Genomic DNA, 20,863 nt, shown 5'->3' on the forward strand with positions numbered 1-20,863 from the left:
CTTACAGCGCACCTTTTCAAATTGCAACCTTAAAAGTTTTTGATCTTTCAACAAAATCAACTACTTAAGCCAAGAGCGACATCACGCTGCTCGTTAGCGGGAGGCGAATAGTACAGTATTAAAATACATGGTCAACCCCCCCTCTAGAAGTTTTTTCCTTTATCAAAGAGTCAGGTTGCCACTGTGAAAACTTCCAAGGTCGGTACAAAACATCAGGGCAGCAGGCTACCCAGATGTTTGAGTGCCCCGAAGGGATGCAACAGTCCGCTTTCGGACTCGCATCATCTCTGGTGCCTTGCTCAGCCGCAGCTGCTCTCCTCCAATACGTCTTCCTGCTACCAGCGTCGAACTCGTCGCTCCGCACTCGGTCGATTGAGCCCTTTACGGCCCCCATTATCTGCTGATTGCGGGGCATCCGGCGCAGACTGAATGGCATGGAGCTTGCCTCGCAGAAACCGGGGGATGTTTTACCCCCCTGATTGAGCAAAAACGACCCGAGGGTATACGCCATGCATAGCCTATTTTATGCAACAGCTCATATGACCAGAATTCGTGTACGCCCCGTTGATTTGCTGGAGAAGCCTCGCGTTGCAAGGACATCGCTGCTCAACCTTCAGGCAAGCATTTGCACCGGGATGTTGCTTTTCGCGATGGGGATTTCGTTCTCGCTGTGGTTACTCGACAGCTAGAACCGAACACAAAAAGCGCGGCAGTCAAAGGTTGCCCCGTTACTGCCACGCCTTTTTGCATGGCGACCTAGTGCCCGTGTCTGATCATGTCAGCAGCCTTTTCGCCAATCATGATGCACACCGAGTTAGGGTTGCCTGAAATCAGCGTGGGCATGACCGATGCGTCGGCAACGCGCAGCCCTTCCATACCATGCACACGAAGATCCGGACCTACGACCGAAAGCTCATCCACCCCGATGCGGCAGGTGCCGGAGGGGTGCAGCGCGGCGTGTGCTTCTTCGTGGCAGAATTTTTTCATCTCTTCCCGGGACCTGACCGCCCCGTCCGGCACATGACGCCTTGCAATGAACGGCTTGAAAGCGGCCTGGGACATGATTTGCTCACCCACCAGACAACCGTCCACCAGGCTTTCAATATCGTATGGGTCAGAGAAATAGTTGGGCACGATCCGTGGAGGTGACATCGGGTCGGCTGAGTAGAGTTCTACATACCCTCTGGACCTTGGACGTATCTGCCCCAGGTTCAACGTGCACCCATTGCCCCCCGGAACAGAGTCAACCCCCTCTTCAATGCCGGCACCCACCACCATGAAGTACTGGATATCCGGATGGGCTGCTGCCTTGTCGCCCCACCAGAAAGCCCCGCCTTCAATGAGGTTCGACGCCGCCGGGCCTTGCCTGAACAACGCGTATTGCAAACCGGCCATCATTTTCCAAAGGGGCTTTTTGTACCTGTCGTAGCTATGCGGTCCCGTCAGCTCATACACCAGCGACACCTCGATATGATCCTGGAGATTCTGGCCGACACCGGGCAAATCCTTGACCACGTTGATGCCATGCTTGGTTAGCTGTGCAGCCGGACCGATACCGGACAACATCAACAATCGCGGCGAGTTGATGGCGCCGGACGATAAAATGATTTCCTTGTCGGCGTGCATCACGTGACGCACGCCCTTCTCGATGTATTCCACACCGATGGCTTTGTTGCCTTGGGTCAAGATGCGGATGACGCGACAGCCCGTCTTCACCGTCAGGTTCTTGCGCGTTTTGGCGGGTGCCAGGTAGGCCACAGCCGCACTGCTGCGAAAGCCGTTTTTGGCGGTGATCTGGTACAGACCGCAACCTTCAGGCGTACCCGAATTGAAATCCTCGTTGTACGGCAGGCCGTATTGCTGGCAGGCGCGCAACCAGACTTTGGTCAACGGATGGACATTGATCGGATCGGAAACCCCCAACGGCCCGCCAACGCCATGGGCGTCGTTGCAGAAGCGTTCGTTGTCTTCGGCTTTTTTGAAGTACGGCAGGACGTCTTTGTAAGACCAGCCGGTCGCACCCTGCTCGGCCCAGCCATCGTAGTCGGCCGGGACACCGCGGATGTAGATCATGGCATTGACCGAGCTTCCGCCCCCCAGCACGCTGGCCTGAACCATCGTGGGCGTCTCGGTCCGGCGTTGATCTTCGGTAGGCTCCCACGCATAGCGTTTGAGCAGCGGGCCTTGCGCCGTTTTGTAGTAGGCGCCAGGAATGTGGATATAGGGGTTGCGATCGCGAGGTCCCTCTTCGAAAAGGACGACAGAGGCCGTAGCGTCTTCGCTCAGTCTTGAAGCCACGGTGCAACCTGTCGATCCACCTCCGATTACGATGAAATCCACCATGACGACCTCAGTTTCTTTTTAGGGTTGAGAACAAGGCTGCCGAGCGATGGCAGCCCATAACCATTGCAAGCATTGACGTAACCCTGCACAAAAAAGCGCAGGACGGAATCAAACTTGAAAACGTGTGCTTGTTGAAGAAGCTGCTTATTGACCCACAAGCCGGGTCAAGAGTGACTTCAGCTCCTTGGCGACTTCGTAGCTGTTTTGCTGTTGCTGCTTCTTGCAAAACAACTCGCAACTCCACCAGCCCTGGTAACCGGTGGCCTTCACCGCAGCCGTCCACTCGGCAAGGTTCAACACCCCACTTCCCGTCGGCACATCCCTGAGAATTTCTTCGTTGGGGATCCCCCCTTCAAACGGCAGCGAGTCACACACATGCACGCCGTAGATGAGGTCCTTGTTCATCCTGGCAATGTCTTGCGGCTGCACGCCGGAGGTAAAGCAATGCCAGTAATCGATGACCATCCTGACGTTATCGCGCTCGGTGCGATCGATGAGCTGAAGTTGATGGTCCAGGCTGTTGAGCGGAGTCCAGGACAGCGCTTCGAGATAGAGAAGCACGTCGTACTGCTTCGCCAGATCAGCCAGCAAGGCGAGGTTTTTTGCGGTCAACACGTACTGTGTCGCTTCATCTGAACCCAGCAGGCCCGAGTAAAAGGGGCTCTTGCCGTGCTGCTGAAAATCAATCACGGCCTGAACGTTGATGGGTCCGGTGAGCACCTGCACGCCTTTGGCGCCTGCCAGGTTGGCCAACTGGAAAAGTCGCTCGGCCTCCTTGAGCAAGTCATCGCGCTCAGCCCCCTGGCGTTCTATATCCCTCAGGTAACCAATGCCCGTGACCGGCACATCATTGAGCAGGTGTTTCAGTTCCGGTTCGCTATACCCCGCCTGCAGCCAGGCTTCCAGTTTTGCGCTGTTGATCTCCAGCGCATCGAAACCCACAGCCTTTGCGATGTCGATGTCCATCGCAAGGGTCGAGTGCTTTGCAACCGTGGAATGCAGGGCCAGGATATTGTTTTTAGTGTTCATGGGACGCTCCTACCGTTGTCATTCATTGTAGAGAGATCAGGTTCAGGTAGAGATTTCGCAGTCACGTAAAATACGGCGCGAACTGACGCAGTCACTGCGTCAGCTTTCGATGGCTGCCCCTCAGGCGTCCGCCAGTGAGGCCAACGCCCGTACCTTGAACGCGGCGACCAATAGAACCTGGCGGTCCAGCCCCCCCTCATGGACGGCCGCAACAATGGCTTCGGCGATGGCATCAAGACCAGACTCACTGGACACCAGCAATAGATGCGCGCCTGCCTTCAGTGAAGCAACGGCCGTGTCCGTGATGGAGTTACCGCGGAGGATGGACACCGCATCGAGATCATCGGAAATGATCAATCCATCGAAGCCCAGGGTGTCACGCAGAATGCCAATGACTTTTGACGAGGTAGAGGCTGAATGCTCAGGGTCGATCGCCGGAAAAACTGCTGGCCCCGGCATCACCGCTTTTACACCAGTGGCAATGACGTTCTGGAACACTTCAAGGTTGTCATGCAGCAATTCCAGTGGCCCGGGAACCGTGGCTTCAGCAATCGCCGGATCTTCTTCAGTGACGTAATGGCCAGGAAAGTGCTTAGCCGTCGCAATCACTCCAGCACGTTGAACCCCACGGATAAAGGCACAGGACACCCGACTGACCTCAGCCGGATCGGCACCCAGGTGCCGATCGAGCAGCCAGGGGTTGGGACCGGTCACCACGTCGACAATCGGTGCCAGAAACAGATTGACGCCCAGGCTTCGGGCCGCTTTGGCCATCTCGAAGCATCGATGTTCGATGTCCTGCGAACTCAATTCCTTGAGTTGCTCTCTCGACGCGATTGCAGGGACCAGTTGATGAAGGCGTTCGATGCCGCCGAGTTCCTGATCCACTGCAATCAGCAAAGGCGCACCCGCCAAAGCGGCTGCTTGCCGCACGATGTTGATAAAGTCTGCCGGGGTTTCCGCGCCCTTTCGAGCCTCGCTCATGGCTCTGCCCACGTACTCGTCCCGTGTCTCGCCCAGCAAAAGGGAAACGCCACCTCGGCTCAGATAACGACGGACATTGTCATCCAGGTTCAAATCCCCGAACGCGGGCAGTAGCACCGAATAGGCAGCTCTATAGAGTTCGCTAAACATTGATTGTCCTCAGTTCCGTAGTGTTGAGCACAACGCTCACTTTTTTGCTGCGTGCAAAACCCTTGTGTCGCCAAACGAGTCGATAACCCGCTGCCGAGTTACGGGTGTCAGCTGTATGGAAAAGGCACCCAGGCACGCCGTCGGCTGGACTCGACACACGCCTGGGACAGGGCGACGCCGCGCACGCCTTCGTGGATGTCAGGTAGCGCGATGGTGGTCGCCGAGCGCCAACCGGCGCCGGCATCAAGTGCCTCGGCGAAATCGGCATAGAGAACGGCAAGCGCTTCCAGGTAGTCCTCGGTATTGCCGGCGGGCAAACTGGTGAAGTTCAGCGTCTGGGCGGCGTTATCACTCTGCCCACGGCGGTAGAGGCGTTCGGCGCCGTCGACAGGCGTAAACCGGAGTATTTCCGGGGACTCTTGACACCATTCGAGCGAGGCCTTGCTGCCGATGATCTTGAAACGCAGGCCATTACGATGACCAGGCGCTGCGAAACTGGCCCACAGCAAACCGTCTACGCCGCCTTCAAACTCCAGTTGCACCACACAGGTATCGTCCAGTCCCCAGCCGGGTACGACCGTGGTCAACTTGGCATTCAGGCTTGTGCAGCGACGCCCGCACAGGAACTCCAGCATGTTGAAGGCATGCGTCCCGATATCCCCCACGACACCGGTCGGGCCAGCCTTCTGCGGGTCACCGCGCCAGGCAAGGCTTTTGCTCAACGTCGATACACCCGGCGCCAACCACTCCAGCAAGTACTCGACATACATGAAACGAATGTCGCCAAGTTCTCCAGCCTGAATACGGCTGCGAGCATCCCTGACCATGGGGTAGCCTTGGTAGGTATAGGTAAGCGTGAAGAACGTATCGTTCTGATCGGCAATGCTCGCCAACTCAATGGCTTCTTGTGGGCTGTTGACCAATGGCTTGTCGCAAATGACCGGGATTCCCGCCTGCAGAAACAAGCGACAAGGTTCAAAGTGCAGGTGATTGGGTGTGACGATGACGACCGCCTCTATGGGGTCGGAGCGACGCGACTCGGCAGCGGCCATTTCCTCGAATGACAAGTAAACCCGCTCTGGTTGGAGGCCAAGTGCCTCGCCCGCTTCCCGGCACTTGTCAGGGCTCGACGAGAAGGCCCCGGCGACAATGTCGAAGCGATTTGAAAGGCGCATGGCCGCCCGGTGATAACTGGCGAAGTAAGCGCCCTGCCCACCGCCAACCATGCCTACCTTGAATCGCCTTTTCCCTGGAATGTCGCCGGTCAACCTTGCCATCGCTTAAAGACTCCAATAGTTAACGCTCACTCGCGCACGACCTGCAGATTGAGAGCCCCTCTCATCTCCAGCTTTCGAATGCGCGGCGCTAAGTATCGACGGCGGCTTTTCTCTGCACCATTTCGCACACTATCGATACATGACGCGGACTGACGCAGTCGCCAATTGCACCAGAAAGCAAGGGTCATGTTCGTAATCTGGAAATTCCCGTTCAACACCGACGGCTACAGTTGTTACCGGGGCCAGGTGAAGTGTTACTTTCCGGGCGGTACGGGGGCATGCGTCAAAGCGCTTACAATCTGACGCATTGACTGATATTGACAGGTTGAACTTAAATATCATGATTGGGCATGGAACATGCTTATTCAAAACATTGAATACTCAAGTGTTTCTCGGCACAGAGCTATACAAACAGCTATTTCGATAACTGATTTATAACTTATATAACCTATATAACCTTCCGCTCTTAAATCCAGGCCAACATCGAGATAAAAAATGCCCAGCCGAGGAGATTCGTCCCCCATGTCATTAACTGCTGCCACCTCTCACCCTGAGCGACAACAGGTTCGCAGTGACTTGCAAGCCAACGTGCAAAAAAACCTGAGTACGCTGGTTGAGTCTTGCCGCTCGGTTGCAGACATGTGCCGCAAAGTGGATGTCAATCGCCAGCAGTTCAACAAGTACCTGGTGGGCCAGCACGTACCCTCACAGAAAATCCTGCAGAAAATCGGCCGGTATTTCATGATGGAGGCCGAAGATCTTTTCCGGCCGCCCGCCGAGTTCAAGAAGTTTTATGAAGGCTACGAAAACGAATTGCCGACAGATTTGCGTGCCTCGGCGCAATTCAATCATTTCCTGCCCCTGGCGAAGCAGTCAGCGGATCTGCTCGAAGACTACCTGGGCGTCTATTACCGGTACCACAACTCATCTATCTATAAAGGCCGAATCCTGCGTTCGGTCACCTGCCTGTATCGGACCGATTCGATGGTCCAGTACGTCACCGTAGAACGCTTCCCCTTGCTCGATGGCAGTGGAAAGATCGGCTATTCGTTCACTTATCACGGTTTCTGCCTGTTGCTGGGCGATCGCCTGTTCATGGTCGATTTTGAGGGCAAGCAACGCAATGAAATGACGTTTTCGATTCTCACGCCGCAGCATCGCCGACCGATCCGGTTCCTTTATGGGTTAGTCACCGGCGTGGCGTCGTCCTCTTTCCGTCAGCCCTTCTCTACCCGTATGGCGCTGGGGCTGGTGGACAAAGGCAAGATCCGTAAACATCACTTACGCAATGCAACCGCTGTGCTTCCCAGCGATCAGTCGTTACCGCTGGAAGTGCGCGAGTACATGACCGGCGACAACGCCACTATTGTCTGGGGCGGTCAGGACTGAGGCGGCTGAGGCTGCCTGCGCGCTGCTCAGGCCTGGCGATGCTGGCCGTCGATGACCGGCGGCGCATCAACAGCAGTGCTGGCCTGCTGCACCGAGGCCGGCGGGCGTTCGCTGTCCGCGCCCTCGTCATTCATTGCGTTGCGAAAACCCTTGATGGATTCGCCGACATCGGTGCCCAGGTTTTTCAGTTTTTTGGTGCCGAAGACCAGCACAACCACCACCAGAATGACGATCCAGTGTTTCCAGTCAAAAATGCCCATTTTGTGATTCCTCTGCTGAAGGCTTGATTAATTTACCCGTGAACCGCGGGCGGTAATTATCTCGACCAACGAAGGCCCTTTGCTGTTCAGCGCCTTGATGAAGGCTGGATTGAGTTGCGAAGCATGTTCGACTCTCCACGCGTCAAGACCAAAATTTCTGGCGATGCCCGCGAAGTCAGGCGAGTAAGGTTTGCCGTCCGGCAAATTGAATTCCCCGGTCCGATGTTGCCCCACGAGCGAAACTTGCACATCGCTCAACGACTCAGGCCCGCTGTTGTTGAACACCAGGAACACCACGGGGAGACTGTGCATGACGCAGACCGCCATCTCCTGCATCGACTGCAAAAAATCCCCGTCACTGATGGCACACACGACTTGACGTGCCGGCATGGCGAGCTTCGCGCCAATGGCCGCTGGAACTGCCCAACCCACCGTACCGACGTTAGCGGTGCAGAAATGACCTCGGTGTTGATAATCCGGGAACATCTCACCGACGGTCTCCTGGAGACTCTGCGTCCCGACCATCAGCAGCGCATCGCCTTCCAGGACCGAGCTCAGTTGCGCCAAGGGCCTGGGAACCATCAGTGGCGGGATCTCGCTGGCGCCGTTCGCCCGCAAGGTGGCGGGTGGCAAACTGGCGTCAACCCGGGCGTTCTGAACAGCCGTCGAGATATCCAGGCAGACAGGGCCGATGCGACCACTGAACATCGTATCGAAGGCCTGGCGCAGGGTCTGCGGTAACTGCTCAATCGACGAAACTCGCACATGCTCTTTGGTGATGCCAGTGGCGGTGAATTCAGGCCAGTCATCGCCGCGATCGGAGTCGCCGCCACTGATCACCAGCATGGCCGAGGAATCCGCCAACGCAACCGCGATCCCGCCCAGGGCTTTCGAGATGCCTAGCGGCGCCGGCAGGAGAACAGCCATCGGACGACCGCAGGCACGAAAATAGCCGTCCGCAAGATGGACTGCGCTTTGCTCCTGTATGACATGAATGAACGGGATGTCGGAGCCTGTCCTCAGCAATGCTTCCACCAAGGCCCACGAACCGTCACCCGGCACACCGGCAACATAGTCGACACCGTTCGCTTTCAGCGCTTTCGCAACAATCTGACCACCCGTGAGCTTCACAGAAAAAAACTCCCATCGAATAGACGCTGGCGCAAGGGCGGATGCACCTTGCTTCGTCTCAAGACCGTCATCGGAGTATTCGCCTGGAACAAACACGGCTCAATTTCGCACCCCCCGCAAAAGAGACGCACGTTGACGCAGGTGAACACCGCCCGTCTCCCGTTCAGGCGGGGCTATGGTTATCAGGAGCCTGCTGCGCCGATTAGGTCACTTTGATGCGTCAGAGTGCGTCGCTTTTAAAGGGGCTGCGAAATTGAGTGCCCTGCCCGCCAGGCCAATACTCGACCCATGAAAACAACAAGCCGAGCCTATCAAGCGCTGGGCGCGCCACGTGAAGCCTTCACCTTGCTACCTGAGGAAAGCGGCGCGCAACCAGCTAGGGAAGAGTCAATCGGACCAGTGGGGGCCAACTGCGCAATGCTCTGTTTACCAGGCAGCAAAGCGCCACAACCTCCCCAGCAGCATGGAAACAATGCTGGCCATAACTCTGCCGATGTACAGGACTGCATGCATAAGGATGTGCCCGGCTAAACCCGCCGAGCCCAAGCCACTTGCAGGTCGCAAATTGTTTGCTAACAACCACCCTAGGCAGGAACTCAAAATGAAAAAAGAAAAAGAGACGGGTTATGGCTCAACCGGCATCAACCTGGATTCGATCAGCCTGAACCGGCGCACCTTTATGCTGGGGGCAGCAGCATCTGCCGCGGGGTTGTACATCAGTTCGTTCGTGCCAAGTGCGTTCGCCGCGTCTTCCGGCCATCTGGAGATTCTTGGCTGGGAAGGTGAAACCGGTGATGCGGAGCTGGCCGACTGGCGTAAACAGCGGGGCATTACCGTCCGTTCAAGCTATGCCAGCAACCAGGACGACATCACCGCGCGACTGGCCGGCTCCGACCCTGTGCAGCTTGACTTGACCATGTATGCGTTGGGCTACGAGACCATCTATCAGGAAATGGGCCTGCTCAAGGCGATCGACACCTCGAAGATCCCGAACTACTCGGCAGAGAATACCGTCCCGCTGTTCTACAAGGGCAGCCGCTGGTACTGGGATGGCAAGCAGTGGGGCATCCCGCTGTTGTGGGGCATGAACACCATCGTCTACAACCCCAAGAACGTGAAGAAACCAACCGAGTACAAAGACCTGCTTGACCCGAAATTGAAGGGCCGTCTGACCTTTGTCGATGACGGTACTTCCAACTGGTCACTCATCGCGATCATTGCCGGTTATGGCGACAAGTTTCCTAACCTGACCCGCGCCGAATTCGACGACGCCTTTGAAAAACTCAAACCGTATCGTGATCAATGCCGAGTCTTTGCAGCCTCCTCGGGCGACGCCGTTTCGCTGTTGGTATCGGGCGAAGTCGACGCGGTGTTTTCGGCGTCGGCCAACACCCCCAGCGAGACCAAGAAGCGCGGCGTAGTCACAGAACTGTCGGTGCCCAAAGAAGGGGCTGCCCTTTGGTGTGACGCCCTGTTCATTCCGAAGACAGCCAAGGATATACCGCTCGCGCTGGAGTTCATCAACAAGACGCTTGAAGCGGATACCCAGGCGAAGATGGCAACCACGATGTTCTCTGGCGTGGTCAACAGCAAGGCTGTACCGCTGCTCCCCGAAGAGCTGAGAAACACTTTCGACTACGCGAACCTCGACAGCTTTTTCGAGAAGTCGAAGCTCTACGGCCAACCGCCCCTGAGCTCCGACAAGTACGTGACCTATGCTGAATGGATCGATCAGTGGGCGAACTTCAAAGGCTCGTTCTAACCCCCGCGGCAAACCGGTGGGGTGAAAGAACGGCTTGAGAGGACTGTACGAGTGAGTGGGTGCCTGCGGGCACACACTCCTCTGCTCGATGCCGGATGCTGTCCGTACCGCTCAGGCAGAGCACAGGTCACAACGTGCATGCGCCCGGCAAGGCGCCTTCGTTATCGAAACAAAAAAGCAAAGGCACAAAAATAATGAACGTAGTCAACAACAGCGAGCCCATCCTCCTCGATGACAGGGATTCCAAGGCTGGCAAACACATGAAAATCGACAAGAAAACCCTCAGCGGGTATCTGTTGGCGTCGCCTCCACTGTTCTTTCTGGTGGTGTTCTTCCTCATTCCGTCGCTACTGTTATTGGTCGCGAGTTTCTGGACCGCCAAAACCTTCAGCATGGAACCCGCCGCAACACTGGCCAACTACGCCAAGGCCTTGAGTGCCACCGGGTTTTACGACTCGCTGTGGATCGCCTTGCAGAACGGTTTCTGGACCGCCGTGCTGTCGACGGTCATCAGTGCGCCGGTGGCCTACTACATTGTCTATCGGACGCGCTCCAATGCCGTTCTGTACCTGGCCTTGGTCTCCTGGTTCTCCAGCTACCTGGTACGGGTCTACGCCTGGCGCTCGATTCTGGGTACCAACGGCGTGATCAACTCCACCCTGATGCACCTCGGGCTGATCGATCAGCCGCTGGAATGGCTGGTGTTCAGCAAGTTTTCGGTGGTGTTGACTCTGGTGCACATCATGCTGCCCTTCACCCTGCTGCTGTTGGTATCGGGCTTGCGCGATATCAAGAAGGACTACCTGGAGGCCGCGGCGGACCTGGGTGCCGGCGGCGCCACAATCCTGTGGCGCGTGATCATGCCTATGGCGCACAAGAGCATCGTCAGCTCCTTCATGTTCACCTTCGTCCTTGCCGCCAGTGACTATGTCACCCCCCAACTGTTGGGCGGCAGAGACGCGATGACCACGGGCCTGGTGATCGCCAACCAGTTTCGCTCGGTCGGCAACTGGCCACTGGGTGCTGCGATGGCCTACTTGCTGCTGCTGGTTTTCATGCTGGTCTATGCGCTGTTGCTGGGTGTGTTGCGGGCTGCAAACCTGGCACCCGGCAAGCGTTACCACGACTGATGACCGCCCATAAAAAAGGTAACTCGCCATGATCAGGCTCTTCACTTACGTCTACATGCTGTTTCTTTATGCGCCCATCGCGATCATCGCGCTGTTCAGCTTTCATTCGTCGGCTTCGCTGTCGTTCCCGTTCGAGGGCTTTTCGACTCAATGGTACGAGGCGCTGTTCAGCAGCCTGGATTTCATGACGGCATTGACCAACAGTGCCATCGTCGCCGCGGGCTCGACCATTCTGACCACCTTGCTGGGGACCTTCTCAGCCCTGGCGCTGATGCGCATGAAGGGTCGGTTCAAATCCATTTTCGCCTTCATGAACTTCGCTCCCATCGCCCTGCCCGGTTTGTTCCTGGGGATTGCGCTGGTGATTTTCTTCTCGTTGATCGGCCTGCCACGCTCACTGCTGACGGTGATCATCGGCCATACGTTGTTCACCTTCCCATTCTTTGTCGAGTCCGTACGTTCTCGTCTTGAGTACTTCGATCTGTCGTTCGAAGAAGCCGCTCGCGACTTGGGTGCCTCACCGCTCAAGGCGTTCTGGCTGGTCACACTGCCCATCATAGGCCCGACGATTGCCGGTGCCGCGATCCTGGCGATCGCACTGTCCCTGGACGAATTCCTGATCACCGTGTTTGTCACCGGCAGCGACACCACGTTGCCACTCATGATTCTTTCGATGATGCGCCGCGCTGTCAGCCCAACCATCAATGCCGCCTCGGTATTCATGCTGGTCGTGACCATTGCCATCATTGTCATCGCCGGCCTGGTCATGACCCTGCGCCGTCGCCGCCTCGAACTTGAACGCGCAGAAACTGCAGAGTAATCGCCATGACCAACAGCATCGAACTGACCGGAATATCCAAGAGCTACGGTAATCTGACGGCCCTGGGCAAAGTCGACCTGACCGTAAAGCGCAACGAAATCCTGACGTTGCTGGGCCCAAGTGGCTGCGGCAAGACCACACTGATGCGCATCATCGCCGGCTTCGAAGAGCCCACCACCGGCAAAGTGGTGATCGATGGCAAGGACTCCACGGCGCTGGCGCCGGAACATCGCCCGGTCAACATGGTGTTCCAGAAGTACGCCCTGTTCCCGCACCTGGATGTTTTCGACAACGTGGCGTTCGGCTTGCGCCTGAAGAAAAAACCGCGGGATGAAATCAAGCGTGAAGTGACCAAGGCACTGGAACTGGTGCAACTGGAAAGTTTCAAGAATCGCTGGATTTCCGAGCTCAGTGGCGGCCAGGCGCAACGGGTCGCCCTGGCTCGGGCCTTGGTTAATCGCCCCGCCGTGCTGTTGCTCGACGAGCCACTGGCAGCACTTGACCTGAAGATTCGCCACCACATGCTCAACGAGATCAAACGGATCCACGAAGAGACCTCGACCACCTTCGTTTACGTCACCCATGACCAGGACGAAGCGATGATTCTCTCCGACCGCGTCGTGCTGCTGAACAAGGGTGGCATCGAGCAGATCGGTGGTCCGCAGGAGATGTACTGGTCACCCCGCACCTTGTTCGCGGCAAAATTTTTCGGCGACACCAATATCGTCAATGGCACCTATGGACCGAGCGATACCAGCGGTGGTTATGTCGAGTTGCCGTTCGGGCGCTACGCACACACAGCCAAAAACAGCCTGAGTGCCGGGCCGGTCAATGTCTCGATCCGTCCGGAAACCATCTGCCTAGAGCCAGCCAAGGGCAACCCGCTGGCAAACGGGGCCTTTATCGGAAAGGTCAAAGACACCTCGTTCATCGGCAATCGGGTCATTTACCGCGTCGCCGTAGCCGGCGGAACCATTGACCTCAAATGCCAGCAATTGCCCACCCCCGGCAGCCTCACACTGCCGCCGGGTGCGGATGTCGCCTTGACCTGCAAACCGGACAGCTTCGTGGTGATACCCGCCTGAACAGCTTTCGTTTGAATGACAATCCCTGCTGCATTTCACGCAGGGTCTGCCAGTAACGCCAACGCTGGATCACCTCTTCACCAAGAGTCTGATCCGGCGTTTTTTTTGACCTGAACGGTGAACAACAATGGTCCAATACATCGTGGTCGGGGGTGCAGGACGGTTGCGGGCTGTATCAGATCAACGCCAGCAACGGCCTGCGATCGAGCACTTCGGTGGCCTATCTCAAACCCGCGCGGCGGCGCTCCAACCTGACGGTGAAGACCAATTGCCGGGTGCTGCGAATCCTGGTCGAGAACGGTCGGGCCACTGGCGTTGAATACCTTGAGAAAAACCGTCGCCATGTGCTGCGGGCCGATTGCGAAGTGATTGTCAGCGCCGGGGCGATCAACACACCAAAACTGTTGATGCTGTCGGGCATTGGTCCCGCGGCTCACCTACACGACAAGGGCATCAAGTGCATCCATGACCTGCCGGGGGTCGGTCAAAACCTGCAGGATCACATCGAGGTGTCGTTGATCAATGAACTGCGTCGCCCCTTGAGCTACGACAAGTACAAGACGCCGCACTGGAAGATCGCCGCCGGCTTGCAGTACGCCTTGTTTCGGCAAGGCCCGGTGACCTCCAACGTGGTCGAAGGTGGCGCGTTCTGGCGTACATCTCTGGCCGAGAACCGCGCGGACGCCCAGTACTGTTTCATGGCCGGGGCCGGCGTCGAGGCCGGTGTAGGTTCCGTCCCCGGTGGCAACGGTTGCACCTTGAACGTGTGTCAGACCCGCCCCCGTTCCAGCGGATTCCTGCAACTGCGCAGCGCAGACCCCATGGACTTGCCCCGCATCGAGCCTAATTACCTGACCGACCCGCTCGACGTGGAGTGCATGGCACAGGCCACTGAGTTTGGTCGGCACATCATGTCCCAGGCTGCATTGGCCGGCCACATTCTGCGCGAGCACGTGCCCGCAGAACCCTTGCGCACACGTGACGACTATCGGCGCTTCGTGCGCCAGCACGCCCACGCCGCGCTGCATCCGGTGGGCACCTGCAAGATGGGTACGGACGCCATGGCGGTGGTGAACAACGATCTGCGGGTACACGGCATCAATGGCTTGCGGATCGCCGACAACTCCATCGCACCGAGCTTGTGCTCCAGCAACACCAATGCACTGGCAATCATGATCGGCGAGAAAGCGGCTGATCACATTCAGCGTGCTGATCAGACCCTGTAGCGGCCAACCAATCGCTGATGACGGTCTATTTGATGGAGGCTGAACTCAAAACGCTCTGCACGCCGAGCACCGCCTGGGACTGGAGCTCAGCCTGGAAGCAATGGCTGCGCCACGCACATGAAAGCGAAATACCTGCTCTGATCCAGTTCGCCAAACGGCTAAAGATTTACTGCCGTCTTTTTCATGAAGATCAAGAGCGTCTTTCCCGGTAATCCGTGAAGAACCCAAAAAAAAAGCTCCCCGATTGGGGAGCCTGAAAACACTTGGCAAGCGGTAAGAGTGACCCGTAGTACCGAGAAACGACCCTTTTTCCCGCTACCCACTTGCCAAGTGTTGCAAATAACCCGTGACCCGGTGAGATCCGTCGGTTCGATGTTTGAGAACGAACGTTCTCACCCAGACAAACGTTGCGCTCTATAAACGGCAGACATCAGACTGGCTGCTTGTAACGGCGAATGCGGATATCAGCCTGTTCCTTGTGCCCGGCAAAGCCTTCCATGCCGCACAGGCGCGAGCAGTACTCGCCCACCAGCACAGAGGCCTCGTCCGTCAAGACACGTTGATAAGTGCAGGTCTTGATGAACTTGCCGACCCACAGGCCGCCGGTGTAACGCGCCGTCCCGGTGGTAGGCAGTGTGTGGTTGGTGCCGATCACCTTGTCGCCGTAAGAGACGTTGGTCCGCTGGCCGAGAAACAGCGCACCGTAGTTGGTCATGTGCTCCAGGAAATACAGCGGGTCGCGGGTCATGACCTGGACGTGTTCGGAGGCAATGCGGTCCGCTTCCTGGACCAATTCGTCCACGGTGTCGCACAGGATGATCTCGCCATAGTCACGCCAGGCAACGGAGGCGACCGGCGCGGTCGACAAGATAGCCAACTGACGCTCGATTTCCGCCGGCAAGGTTTCTGCCAGTTCAGCGCTGTTGGTCAAAAACACCGCTGGCGAGTTGACGCCGTGCTCGGCCTGACCCAGCAAGTCTGCGGCAATGATTTCAACGTCGGAACTGTCATCGGCGATCACCAGTGTTTCGGTCGGGCCGGCAATCAGATCGATGCCGATTTTGCCGAACAGCTGGCGCTTGGCTTCGGCGACAAAGGCGTTGCCCGGGCCGACGATCATATCGACCGGCTTGAAGTCATCGGTGCCCAATGCCAACGCGGCAATGGCCTGAACCCCGCCCACACAATAGATTTCATCGGCGCCGGCGAGGAACATAGCCGTCACGATGGCCGGATGAGGCTTGCCGTCGAACGGCGGAGCCGCTGCCACCACACGCTTCACGCCCGCCACTTTGGCGGTCAATACGCTCATGTGTGCCGACGCCAGCAATGGGTACTTGCCGCCGGGGATGTAGCAGCCCACCGAGTTCACCGGAATGTTGCGATGCCCAAGGATCACACCCGGGAGTGTTTCGACTTCGACATCGTGCATCGAGGCTTTCTGCACTTCGGCAAACCGACGGACCTGTGCCTGCGCAAATTTGATATCGCCGATTTCCTGTTCCGAAAGACTCGCGACGCACGCGGCGATCTCATCGTCGGTCAAGCGGAAGGTAGCAGGCTCCCACTTATCAAATTTCTTCGAATACTCCCGAACGGCTGCATCACCGTTTTTGGCGACATTGGCAATGATCTGCTCGACCGTATCGCGCACTTGCGAAGCGATTTCGGCTTGGGCTTCGACGGGCTTACTTTTTTTCAGATAACGAATCATCAATTTGCTCCAGGTGGTTCTTGATGCACGCAACATGCACTCAGCCTTGGCAAACATCTTTTCTCACCCCCCTGCTCCCGGCAATTTCGCAGCGGCTTTATTGCTGACGCGATCTGACGCAGCACAGACGCAAAGTTGAAGCACTGGGGACAGCACTGACGCTCTGGCACAGGCCATTCCGTTATTCGTATAACCTTTTCATATCAAAAGTGCCGCCAACAAAACCGTTCTGTAGTCTGTAGCTATTCTCGCGATCCCCATGAAGCTCCCGGTCTGATTGGCCACTTCCATAAAAAATACATTCAAGGCATTGACAGCGCCATTTTGAGTGTTAGCTTAAATAAGCAGTTATACGTATAACCTAATAATCATAACCAACCGAAGAGGTGACCAACCGTGAGTCGAGTCTTGTATCTATACGGTGGCTGGCCCGGCCATTTCCCTTATGAAATTGCCGCCTGGGCCCGGACCGTTTTCCAGGAGCTGGATTTCGACGTTGAAGAGTCCACGGACATCTTCACCTTGGACAGGGATTTGACCGGTTACGACCTGATCGTGATTGGCTGGAACAACGCGGTCACCACTGAAACGCTGACTGCCTCGCAGGAAAACCGCTTGCTCGAAGCGATCGAAAGCGGCACCGGCCTGGTGGGTTGGCACGGTGCGGGCGCGGCCTTTCGTGCAAGCCTCAAATACCACTGGGTACTGGGCGGCTCCTTTCTCGAGCATCCGATGGGCGAAGGCTTTCCCCATCCCTACCAGGTCAACGTCATCGACCACACCCATGAGGTCACTCAAGGCGTCGAGGATTTCGAGGTCCGTTCCGAGCAGTACTACATGCAGGTGGATCCGAACATCCATGTGCTCGCCGAAACCACCTTCGACGGCAACCCGTTCCCATGGATCAAGGGCCACCGCAGCCCCGTCGCCTGGGTACGCCAGTGGGGTCAGGGGCGCGTTTTCTATCACTCCATCGGCCACGACACCAGCAACCTGGCTGACCCGAACATCCGCCGCCTGACCAAGCAGGGCCTGAACTGGGCAACCCGCGGCCGCGCAGCAATCACTGGCAAAACCACCCCGCTTTCATCAACCCAAGGAGTCCTGTCATGAGCAAATTGACCGGCAGCCAGATCGTGGCACAAACCCTGAAAAACTACGGCGTCGAGTATGTCGCCGGCATTCCCGGCCACGGTATCTGGACACTCACCGACGCCTTTCTCGAAGAAGACTCGAAACTCAAGTTCATCCAGGTTTTCCACGAGCAGAGTGCCGTGCACCTGGCAGACGGTTACTACCGGGTGTGCGGCAAGCCGATGGCGGCTGTCACGTCCATCGGCGCCGGTGCCACCAACACCATCATTGGTCTCGCCACGGCCTTCACCGACTCCACCAGCCTCATGCTGATCACCGGTGGGCCGCCCACCCACATGCGCGGCCACGGTTTGCTGCAAGAACTGGAGCGCTACACCGATAACGATTTCCCGAAAATCGCCGAAGCGGTCACCAAGCGCCATTGGGTCGCCACACGCGTCGAAGAGCTGCCGTTCATGATGCACCGCGCCTGGAGCGCGATGGTCACCGGCCGTCCTGGCCCGGTGCACATCGAAATTCCGATGGACGTGCAAGCCGAAGCGGCTGAAGTGACGTTGCATGACCTCGAAGAGCGCACCCCGATCGGCAAGTCGTTCCCAGACCCGGCGGCCACCGCCCGTGCCGTGCAAGAACTGCAAGCCTGCCAACGCCCGGTGCTCGTGATCGGTGGCGGTGTGATTACCGGTGAAGCGCACGCCGAGATCCTGGCCCTGGCCGAAGCGTGGAAAATCCCGGTGGTCACCACCTGGAACGGCAAAAGCGGTTTCCCCGAGGACCATGAATTGTTCGCCGGCAGCGTCGGCCAGACCGGCACGATGTGCGGCAACAAAGTGGCGTCCACCGCCGATGTGATTATCGCCGTGGGTTGCCGCTTCACCGACTGGTCATCGTCCAGCTACGCCAAGGGCGTGACCTTTGCGATTCCGCCGTCGAAGCTGATTCACATCGACATCGACCCGCACGAAATCGGCAAGAACTACCCGGTGACCGTAGGCATCTGCGCCGACGCCAAGTACGCCCTCGCCGCCATCGTCGAAGGCCTCAAGGGTCAGACCGTCGATCGCGAAGCGTACCTTAGCGATCTGCGTGGCTATCAGAATGAATGGGAAACCAAGCTGGCCGGTCGTCGTGATTCGGACCGTTTCCCGTTCACCTCTCAACGTCCACTGGGTGCGCTGCGCAAGATTTTCCCGCGGGACACCATCGTGGTAGTCGGCTCCGGCAATACCCAGGGCGCGGTCAAGCAGACCTTCCCGGTCTATACCCCTCGCACTCACCTGACCTCCGGCGGGTTCTCCTCCATGGGCTGGGCCGTACCTGCCGCCATCGGCGCCAAGCTGGCTGCACCGAACCAGCCGGTGGTGTGCATCCTGGGTGACGGTGACTTCCTGATGACCTCGCAGGAAATTGCGATCTGCGTGACCAATAACATTCCAGTCGTGTTCATGATCCAGAACAATGCCGGGTACATGTCGATTCGCGGTGGCCAGCGCAAGCAGACCAGCCGCCATATCGGCACCGAGTTCAACCATCCGGACGGCACGCCATACAGCCCGGACTTCAAGGCGGTGGGCGAAGCCTTCGGCCTGAAGTCCTACCGTGTGGAGCGCCCGGAAGACCTCGAGCCGATCCTGCAGGAAGCCCTGGATTTGAACGTGCCGGTGCTGATCGAGGTCCCGACCGACCGCGACGCCGCGGGCCCTTGGGTACCGGGCTGGTGGGACTTCCCGATTCCTGAGTACATCACCGATGAGCGCCAGGACGAATACCGGGAACTGCGCAACTCCGAACAACACCTATAAGAACTGGAGCGGCTCAAATGAGTGATGCATTGATTACGCATCATGCAGAGCTGAATCCACAATCGGGGGCGTCGCGCGAACCGCGCGCCCTCGACGTGGTGACACCTGATGCAGATGGCAATATCAATTGTGATGTGGTGATTATCGGCTCGGGCATGGGCGGTTCGACCTTTGCCCATGCGCTGCGTGACAGCGGACTGGACATTGTCATCGTTGAACGCGGTGATTTCCTGCCGCGAGAAATACAGAACTGGAGCACCGAATCGGTCTTCGGCCAAGGCCGTTATCGCAATGCCGAACAATGGCTGGACGAATCCAACCGACCCTTTTCACCAGGCGTTTTTTATTACGTCGGCGGCAACACCAAATTCTACGGCGCGATGCTGCCACGGTTTCGCGAAGCCGACTTTGCCGAAATCCAGCACGCCGAAGGCCTCTCCCCGGCCTGGCCGATCAGCTATGCGGACCTGGAGCCTTGGTACGCCGAGGCGGAAAAACTCTACCGCGTGCATGGCGCGGCAGGCGTAGATCCCAGCGAGCCCTGGCGCTCAGGCCCCTATCCAAGACCTGCGCTCAAACATGACCCTGCCCTGGCCTCCCTGGAGCAGAGCATGCGCCGGTCCGGGCTCAAGCCTTTTGTGATGCCGGCGGCAGTGGACTATGGCGATGGCGGTGACTGCGTACTGTGCTCAACCTGCGATGGGTACCCTTGCCTGCTGGACGCCAAGGCTGACGCAGAGACCAGCGCGTTGAGACCGGCCTTGCGCAGTGCAACCGTCAGGCTGTTGACCCGCACCACGATCAACCAACTGAAGACAGTGGCAGACGGGCGGACGGTCACTGAGGCCCACGGCCTGATCGAGGGTCGTGCCGTGACGCTGCGTGCCAAGCGCTTCGTACTGGCCTGCGGAGCCGTGAACAGCGCGGCGCTGTTGCTCAAGTCGGCCAACGATCAGCACCCCGAAGGCCTGGGCAACAGCTCAGGGCAAGTGGGTCGCAATTACATGGTGCACAACAGCACGTTCATGCTGGCGGTAGACCCCCGACGCAAGAACAAGGTGGTCTTCCAGAAGACCCTGGCCCTCAACGACTGGTACAGCGCCGGTGCGAACAATGTGTTCCCCCTGGGTAATGTGCAGATGCTGGGGAAAATTCGCGAACCCATGATCAGTTCCATGCGTCCGTGGCTGCCGAAATTCGCCTCGCGATACATCACCGATCACAGTGTCGACCTGTACCTGACGTCGGAAGACCTGCCCACCCAAGACAATCGGGTCACCTATGACGCGCAACGGGGTGCGATCAAGGTCCATTGGACACCCAACAACCTCAAAGCCCATGAAGGCCTGGTGAACAAGACCAGCCGTGTCATGCGAGCCGCGGGCTATCCGCTGATCCTCAAGGCGCGCATGGGCATTGCCACCAACTCGCATCAATGCGGTACGGCGGTCATGGGCAAGGACCCGGCGTCGAGCGTGCTGGACCTCAACTGCAAGATGCACGACCTGGACAATGTCTGGGTGGTCGACAGTTCGTTCTTCCCGTCCTCGGCCGCGGTCAATCCGGCACTCACCATCGCCGCCAACGCCCTGCGGGTCGCGGCGAACTTCAAACACGAAGTGTCCTGAGCGGCAAGCGCTGCGGTGTAGTGATTACACCGCAGCCT

15 protein-coding genes and 1 pseudogene are annotated in these 20,863 nt (G+C 57.8%); 9 read left to right on the forward strand and 7 right to left on the reverse strand.

Translation table 11 applies throughout. The annotated features are described in order from the left end of the window. Positions 1-756: 756 nt before the first annotated feature. From QYH43_RS25165 to QYH43_RS25180, 4 genes are all read right to left on the reverse strand, one after another. Positions 757-2,343 (reverse strand): GMC family oxidoreductase, encoded by a 1,587-nt coding sequence (locus QYH43_RS25165; protein WP_301158348.1) that lies wholly within the window; start codon positions 2,341-2,343, stop codon positions 757-759. 144 nt (positions 2,344-2,487) lie between these two features. Continuing rightward, entirely contained in the window at positions 2,488-3,372 is an 885-nt protein-coding gene (locus QYH43_RS25170; RefSeq protein WP_301158349.1) for a sugar phosphate isomerase/epimerase, read from the reverse strand. Positions 3,373-3,492: 120 nt separating this feature from the next. After that, positions 3,493-4,506, reverse strand: coding sequence for a glycoside hydrolase family 3 N-terminal domain-containing protein (locus QYH43_RS25175; RefSeq protein ID WP_301158350.1), 1,014 nt, complete (start codon positions 4,504-4,506; stop codon positions 3,493-3,495). A 107-nt stretch (positions 4,507-4,613) separates the two neighbouring features. Next, on the reverse strand, positions 4,614-5,783 hold the full coding sequence (locus tag QYH43_RS25180) for a Gfo/Idh/MocA family protein (RefSeq protein ID WP_301158351.1): 1,170 nt from the start codon (positions 5,781-5,783) through the stop codon (positions 4,614-4,616). A gap of 522 nt (positions 5,784-6,305) precedes the next feature. On the opposite strand from QYH43_RS25180, the gene QYH43_RS25185 reads away from it, so the two are divergent. Continuing rightward, the gene (locus QYH43_RS25185; protein ID WP_095057944.1) at positions 6,306-7,172 is read left to right on the forward strand and encodes a helix-turn-helix transcriptional regulator; all 867 of its coding nucleotides are present in this window, start codon (positions 6,306-6,308) and stop codon (positions 7,170-7,172) included. 26 nt (positions 7,173-7,198) lie between these two features. Here the strand turns inward: QYH43_RS25185 and QYH43_RS25190 are convergent, their stop codons facing one another. Together QYH43_RS25190 and QYH43_RS25195 are read right to left on the reverse strand one after the other, a co-directional pair. Further along, positions 7,199-7,432, reverse strand: a complete 234-nt coding sequence (locus tag QYH43_RS25190; RefSeq protein WP_095057945.1) for a twin-arginine translocase TatA/TatE family subunit — start codon at positions 7,430-7,432, stop codon at positions 7,199-7,201. Between the two features lie 27 nt (positions 7,433-7,459). Next, complete coding sequence (locus QYH43_RS25195) at positions 7,460-8,563, reverse strand: thiamine pyrophosphate-dependent enzyme (protein ID WP_095057946.1); 1,104 nt, start codon at positions 8,561-8,563, stop codon at positions 7,460-7,462. 601 nt (positions 8,564-9,164) lie between these two features. Between QYH43_RS25195 and QYH43_RS25200 the strand changes: the two genes are divergently transcribed. The 5 genes and pseudogenes from QYH43_RS25200 to QYH43_RS25220 form a co-directional block, all read left to right on the forward strand. Continuing rightward, positions 9,165-10,325: a PotD/PotF family extracellular solute-binding protein gene (locus QYH43_RS25200; protein ID WP_095057947.1), complete on the forward strand. Its 1,161-nt coding sequence runs from the start codon at positions 9,165-9,167 to the stop codon at positions 10,323-10,325. 194 nt (positions 10,326-10,519) lie between these two features. Beyond that, positions 10,520-11,455, forward strand: a complete 936-nt coding sequence (locus QYH43_RS25205) for an ABC transporter permease (RefSeq protein WP_095057948.1) — start codon at positions 10,520-10,522, stop codon at positions 11,453-11,455. Positions 11,456-11,483: 28 nt separating this feature from the next. Next, the gene (locus QYH43_RS25210) at positions 11,484-12,275 is read left to right on the forward strand and encodes an ABC transporter permease (protein WP_095057949.1); all 792 of its coding nucleotides are present in this window, start codon (positions 11,484-11,486) and stop codon (positions 12,273-12,275) included. Positions 12,276-12,280: 5 nt separating this feature from the next. After that, positions 12,281-13,360 (forward strand): ABC transporter ATP-binding protein, encoded by a 1,080-nt coding sequence (locus QYH43_RS25215; RefSeq protein ID WP_301158355.1) that lies wholly within the window; start codon positions 12,281-12,283, stop codon positions 13,358-13,360. 146 nt (positions 13,361-13,506) lie between these two features. Next, a pseudogene (locus QYH43_RS25220) lies at positions 13,507-14,586 on the forward strand (GMC family oxidoreductase); the annotation flags it as partial. A gap of 430 nt (positions 14,587-15,016) precedes the next feature. On the opposite strand, the gene hisD reads toward QYH43_RS25220, so the two are convergent. Further along, a complete protein-coding gene (gene hisD / locus QYH43_RS25225; RefSeq protein WP_301158357.1) occupies positions 15,017-16,300 on the reverse strand; it encodes a histidinol dehydrogenase in 1,284 nt (427 codons plus the stop codon). A gap of 396 nt (positions 16,301-16,696) precedes the next feature. Here hisD and QYH43_RS25230 point away from each other — a divergent pair, with 396 nt between their 5' ends. Genes QYH43_RS25230 through QYH43_RS25240 form a run of 3 tightly spaced genes read left to right on the forward strand, consistent with a single transcriptional unit; the run spans position 16,697 to position 20,825 of the window. Then, positions 16,697-17,413, forward strand: a complete 717-nt coding sequence (locus tag QYH43_RS25230) for a ThuA domain-containing protein (RefSeq protein WP_301158358.1) — start codon at positions 16,697-16,699, stop codon at positions 17,411-17,413. Continuing rightward, a complete protein-coding gene (locus tag QYH43_RS25235; RefSeq protein ID WP_095057953.1) occupies positions 17,410-19,197 on the forward strand; it encodes a thiamine pyrophosphate-binding protein in 1,788 nt (595 codons plus the stop codon). Before QYH43_RS25230 ends, QYH43_RS25235 begins: the two co-directional genes overlap by 4 nt. 17 nt (positions 19,198-19,214) lie before the next feature. Then, on the forward strand, positions 19,215-20,825 hold the full coding sequence (locus QYH43_RS25240) for an FAD-dependent oxidoreductase (protein WP_095057954.1): 1,611 nt from the start codon (positions 19,215-19,217) through the stop codon (positions 20,823-20,825). The last annotated feature ends 38 nt before the right edge of the window (positions 20,826-20,863 follow it).

Source organism: Pseudomonas sp. C32 (genome assembly GCF_030417915.1).
Lineage (GTDB): Bacteria > Pseudomonadota > Gammaproteobacteria > Pseudomonadales > Pseudomonadaceae > Aquipseudomonas.

Coding starts and splice junctions, on each gene's coding strand:
- QYH43_RS25165 (WP_301158348.1), bottom strand. CDS start 2,343: ATGGTGGATTTCATCGTAATCGGAGGTGGATCGACAGGTTGCACCGTG.
- QYH43_RS25170 (WP_301158349.1), bottom strand. CDS start 3,372: ATGAACACTAAAAACAATATCCTGGCCCTGCATTCCACGGTTGCAAAG.
- QYH43_RS25175 (WP_301158350.1), bottom strand. CDS start 4,506: ATGTTTAGCGAACTCTATAGAGCTGCCTATTCGGTGCTACTGCCCGCG.
- QYH43_RS25180 (WP_301158351.1), bottom strand. CDS start 5,783: ATGGCAAGGTTGACCGGCGACATTCCAGGGAAAAGGCGATTCAAGGTA.
- QYH43_RS25185 (WP_095057944.1), top strand. CDS start 6,306: ATGTCATTAACTGCTGCCACCTCTCACCCTGAGCGACAACAGGTTCGC.
- QYH43_RS25190 (WP_095057945.1), bottom strand. CDS start 7,432: ATGGGCATTTTTGACTGGAAACACTGGATCGTCATTCTGGTGGTGGTT.
- QYH43_RS25200 (WP_095057947.1), top strand. CDS start 9,165: ATGAAAAAAGAAAAAGAGACGGGTTATGGCTCAACCGGCATCAACCTG.
- QYH43_RS25205 (WP_095057948.1), top strand. CDS start 10,520: ATGAACGTAGTCAACAACAGCGAGCCCATCCTCCTCGATGACAGGGAT.
- QYH43_RS25210 (WP_095057949.1), top strand. CDS start 11,484: ATGATCAGGCTCTTCACTTACGTCTACATGCTGTTTCTTTATGCGCCC.
- QYH43_RS25215 (WP_301158355.1), top strand. CDS start 12,281: ATGACCAACAGCATCGAACTGACCGGAATATCCAAGAGCTACGGTAAT.
- hisD (WP_301158357.1), bottom strand. CDS start 16,300: ATGATTCGTTATCTGAAAAAAAGTAAGCCCGTCGAAGCCCAAGCCGAA.
- QYH43_RS25235 (WP_095057953.1), top strand. CDS start 17,410: ATGAGCAAATTGACCGGCAGCCAGATCGTGGCACAAACCCTGAAAAAC.
- QYH43_RS25240 (WP_095057954.1), top strand. CDS start 19,215: ATGAGTGATGCATTGATTACGCATCATGCAGAGCTGAATCCACAATCG.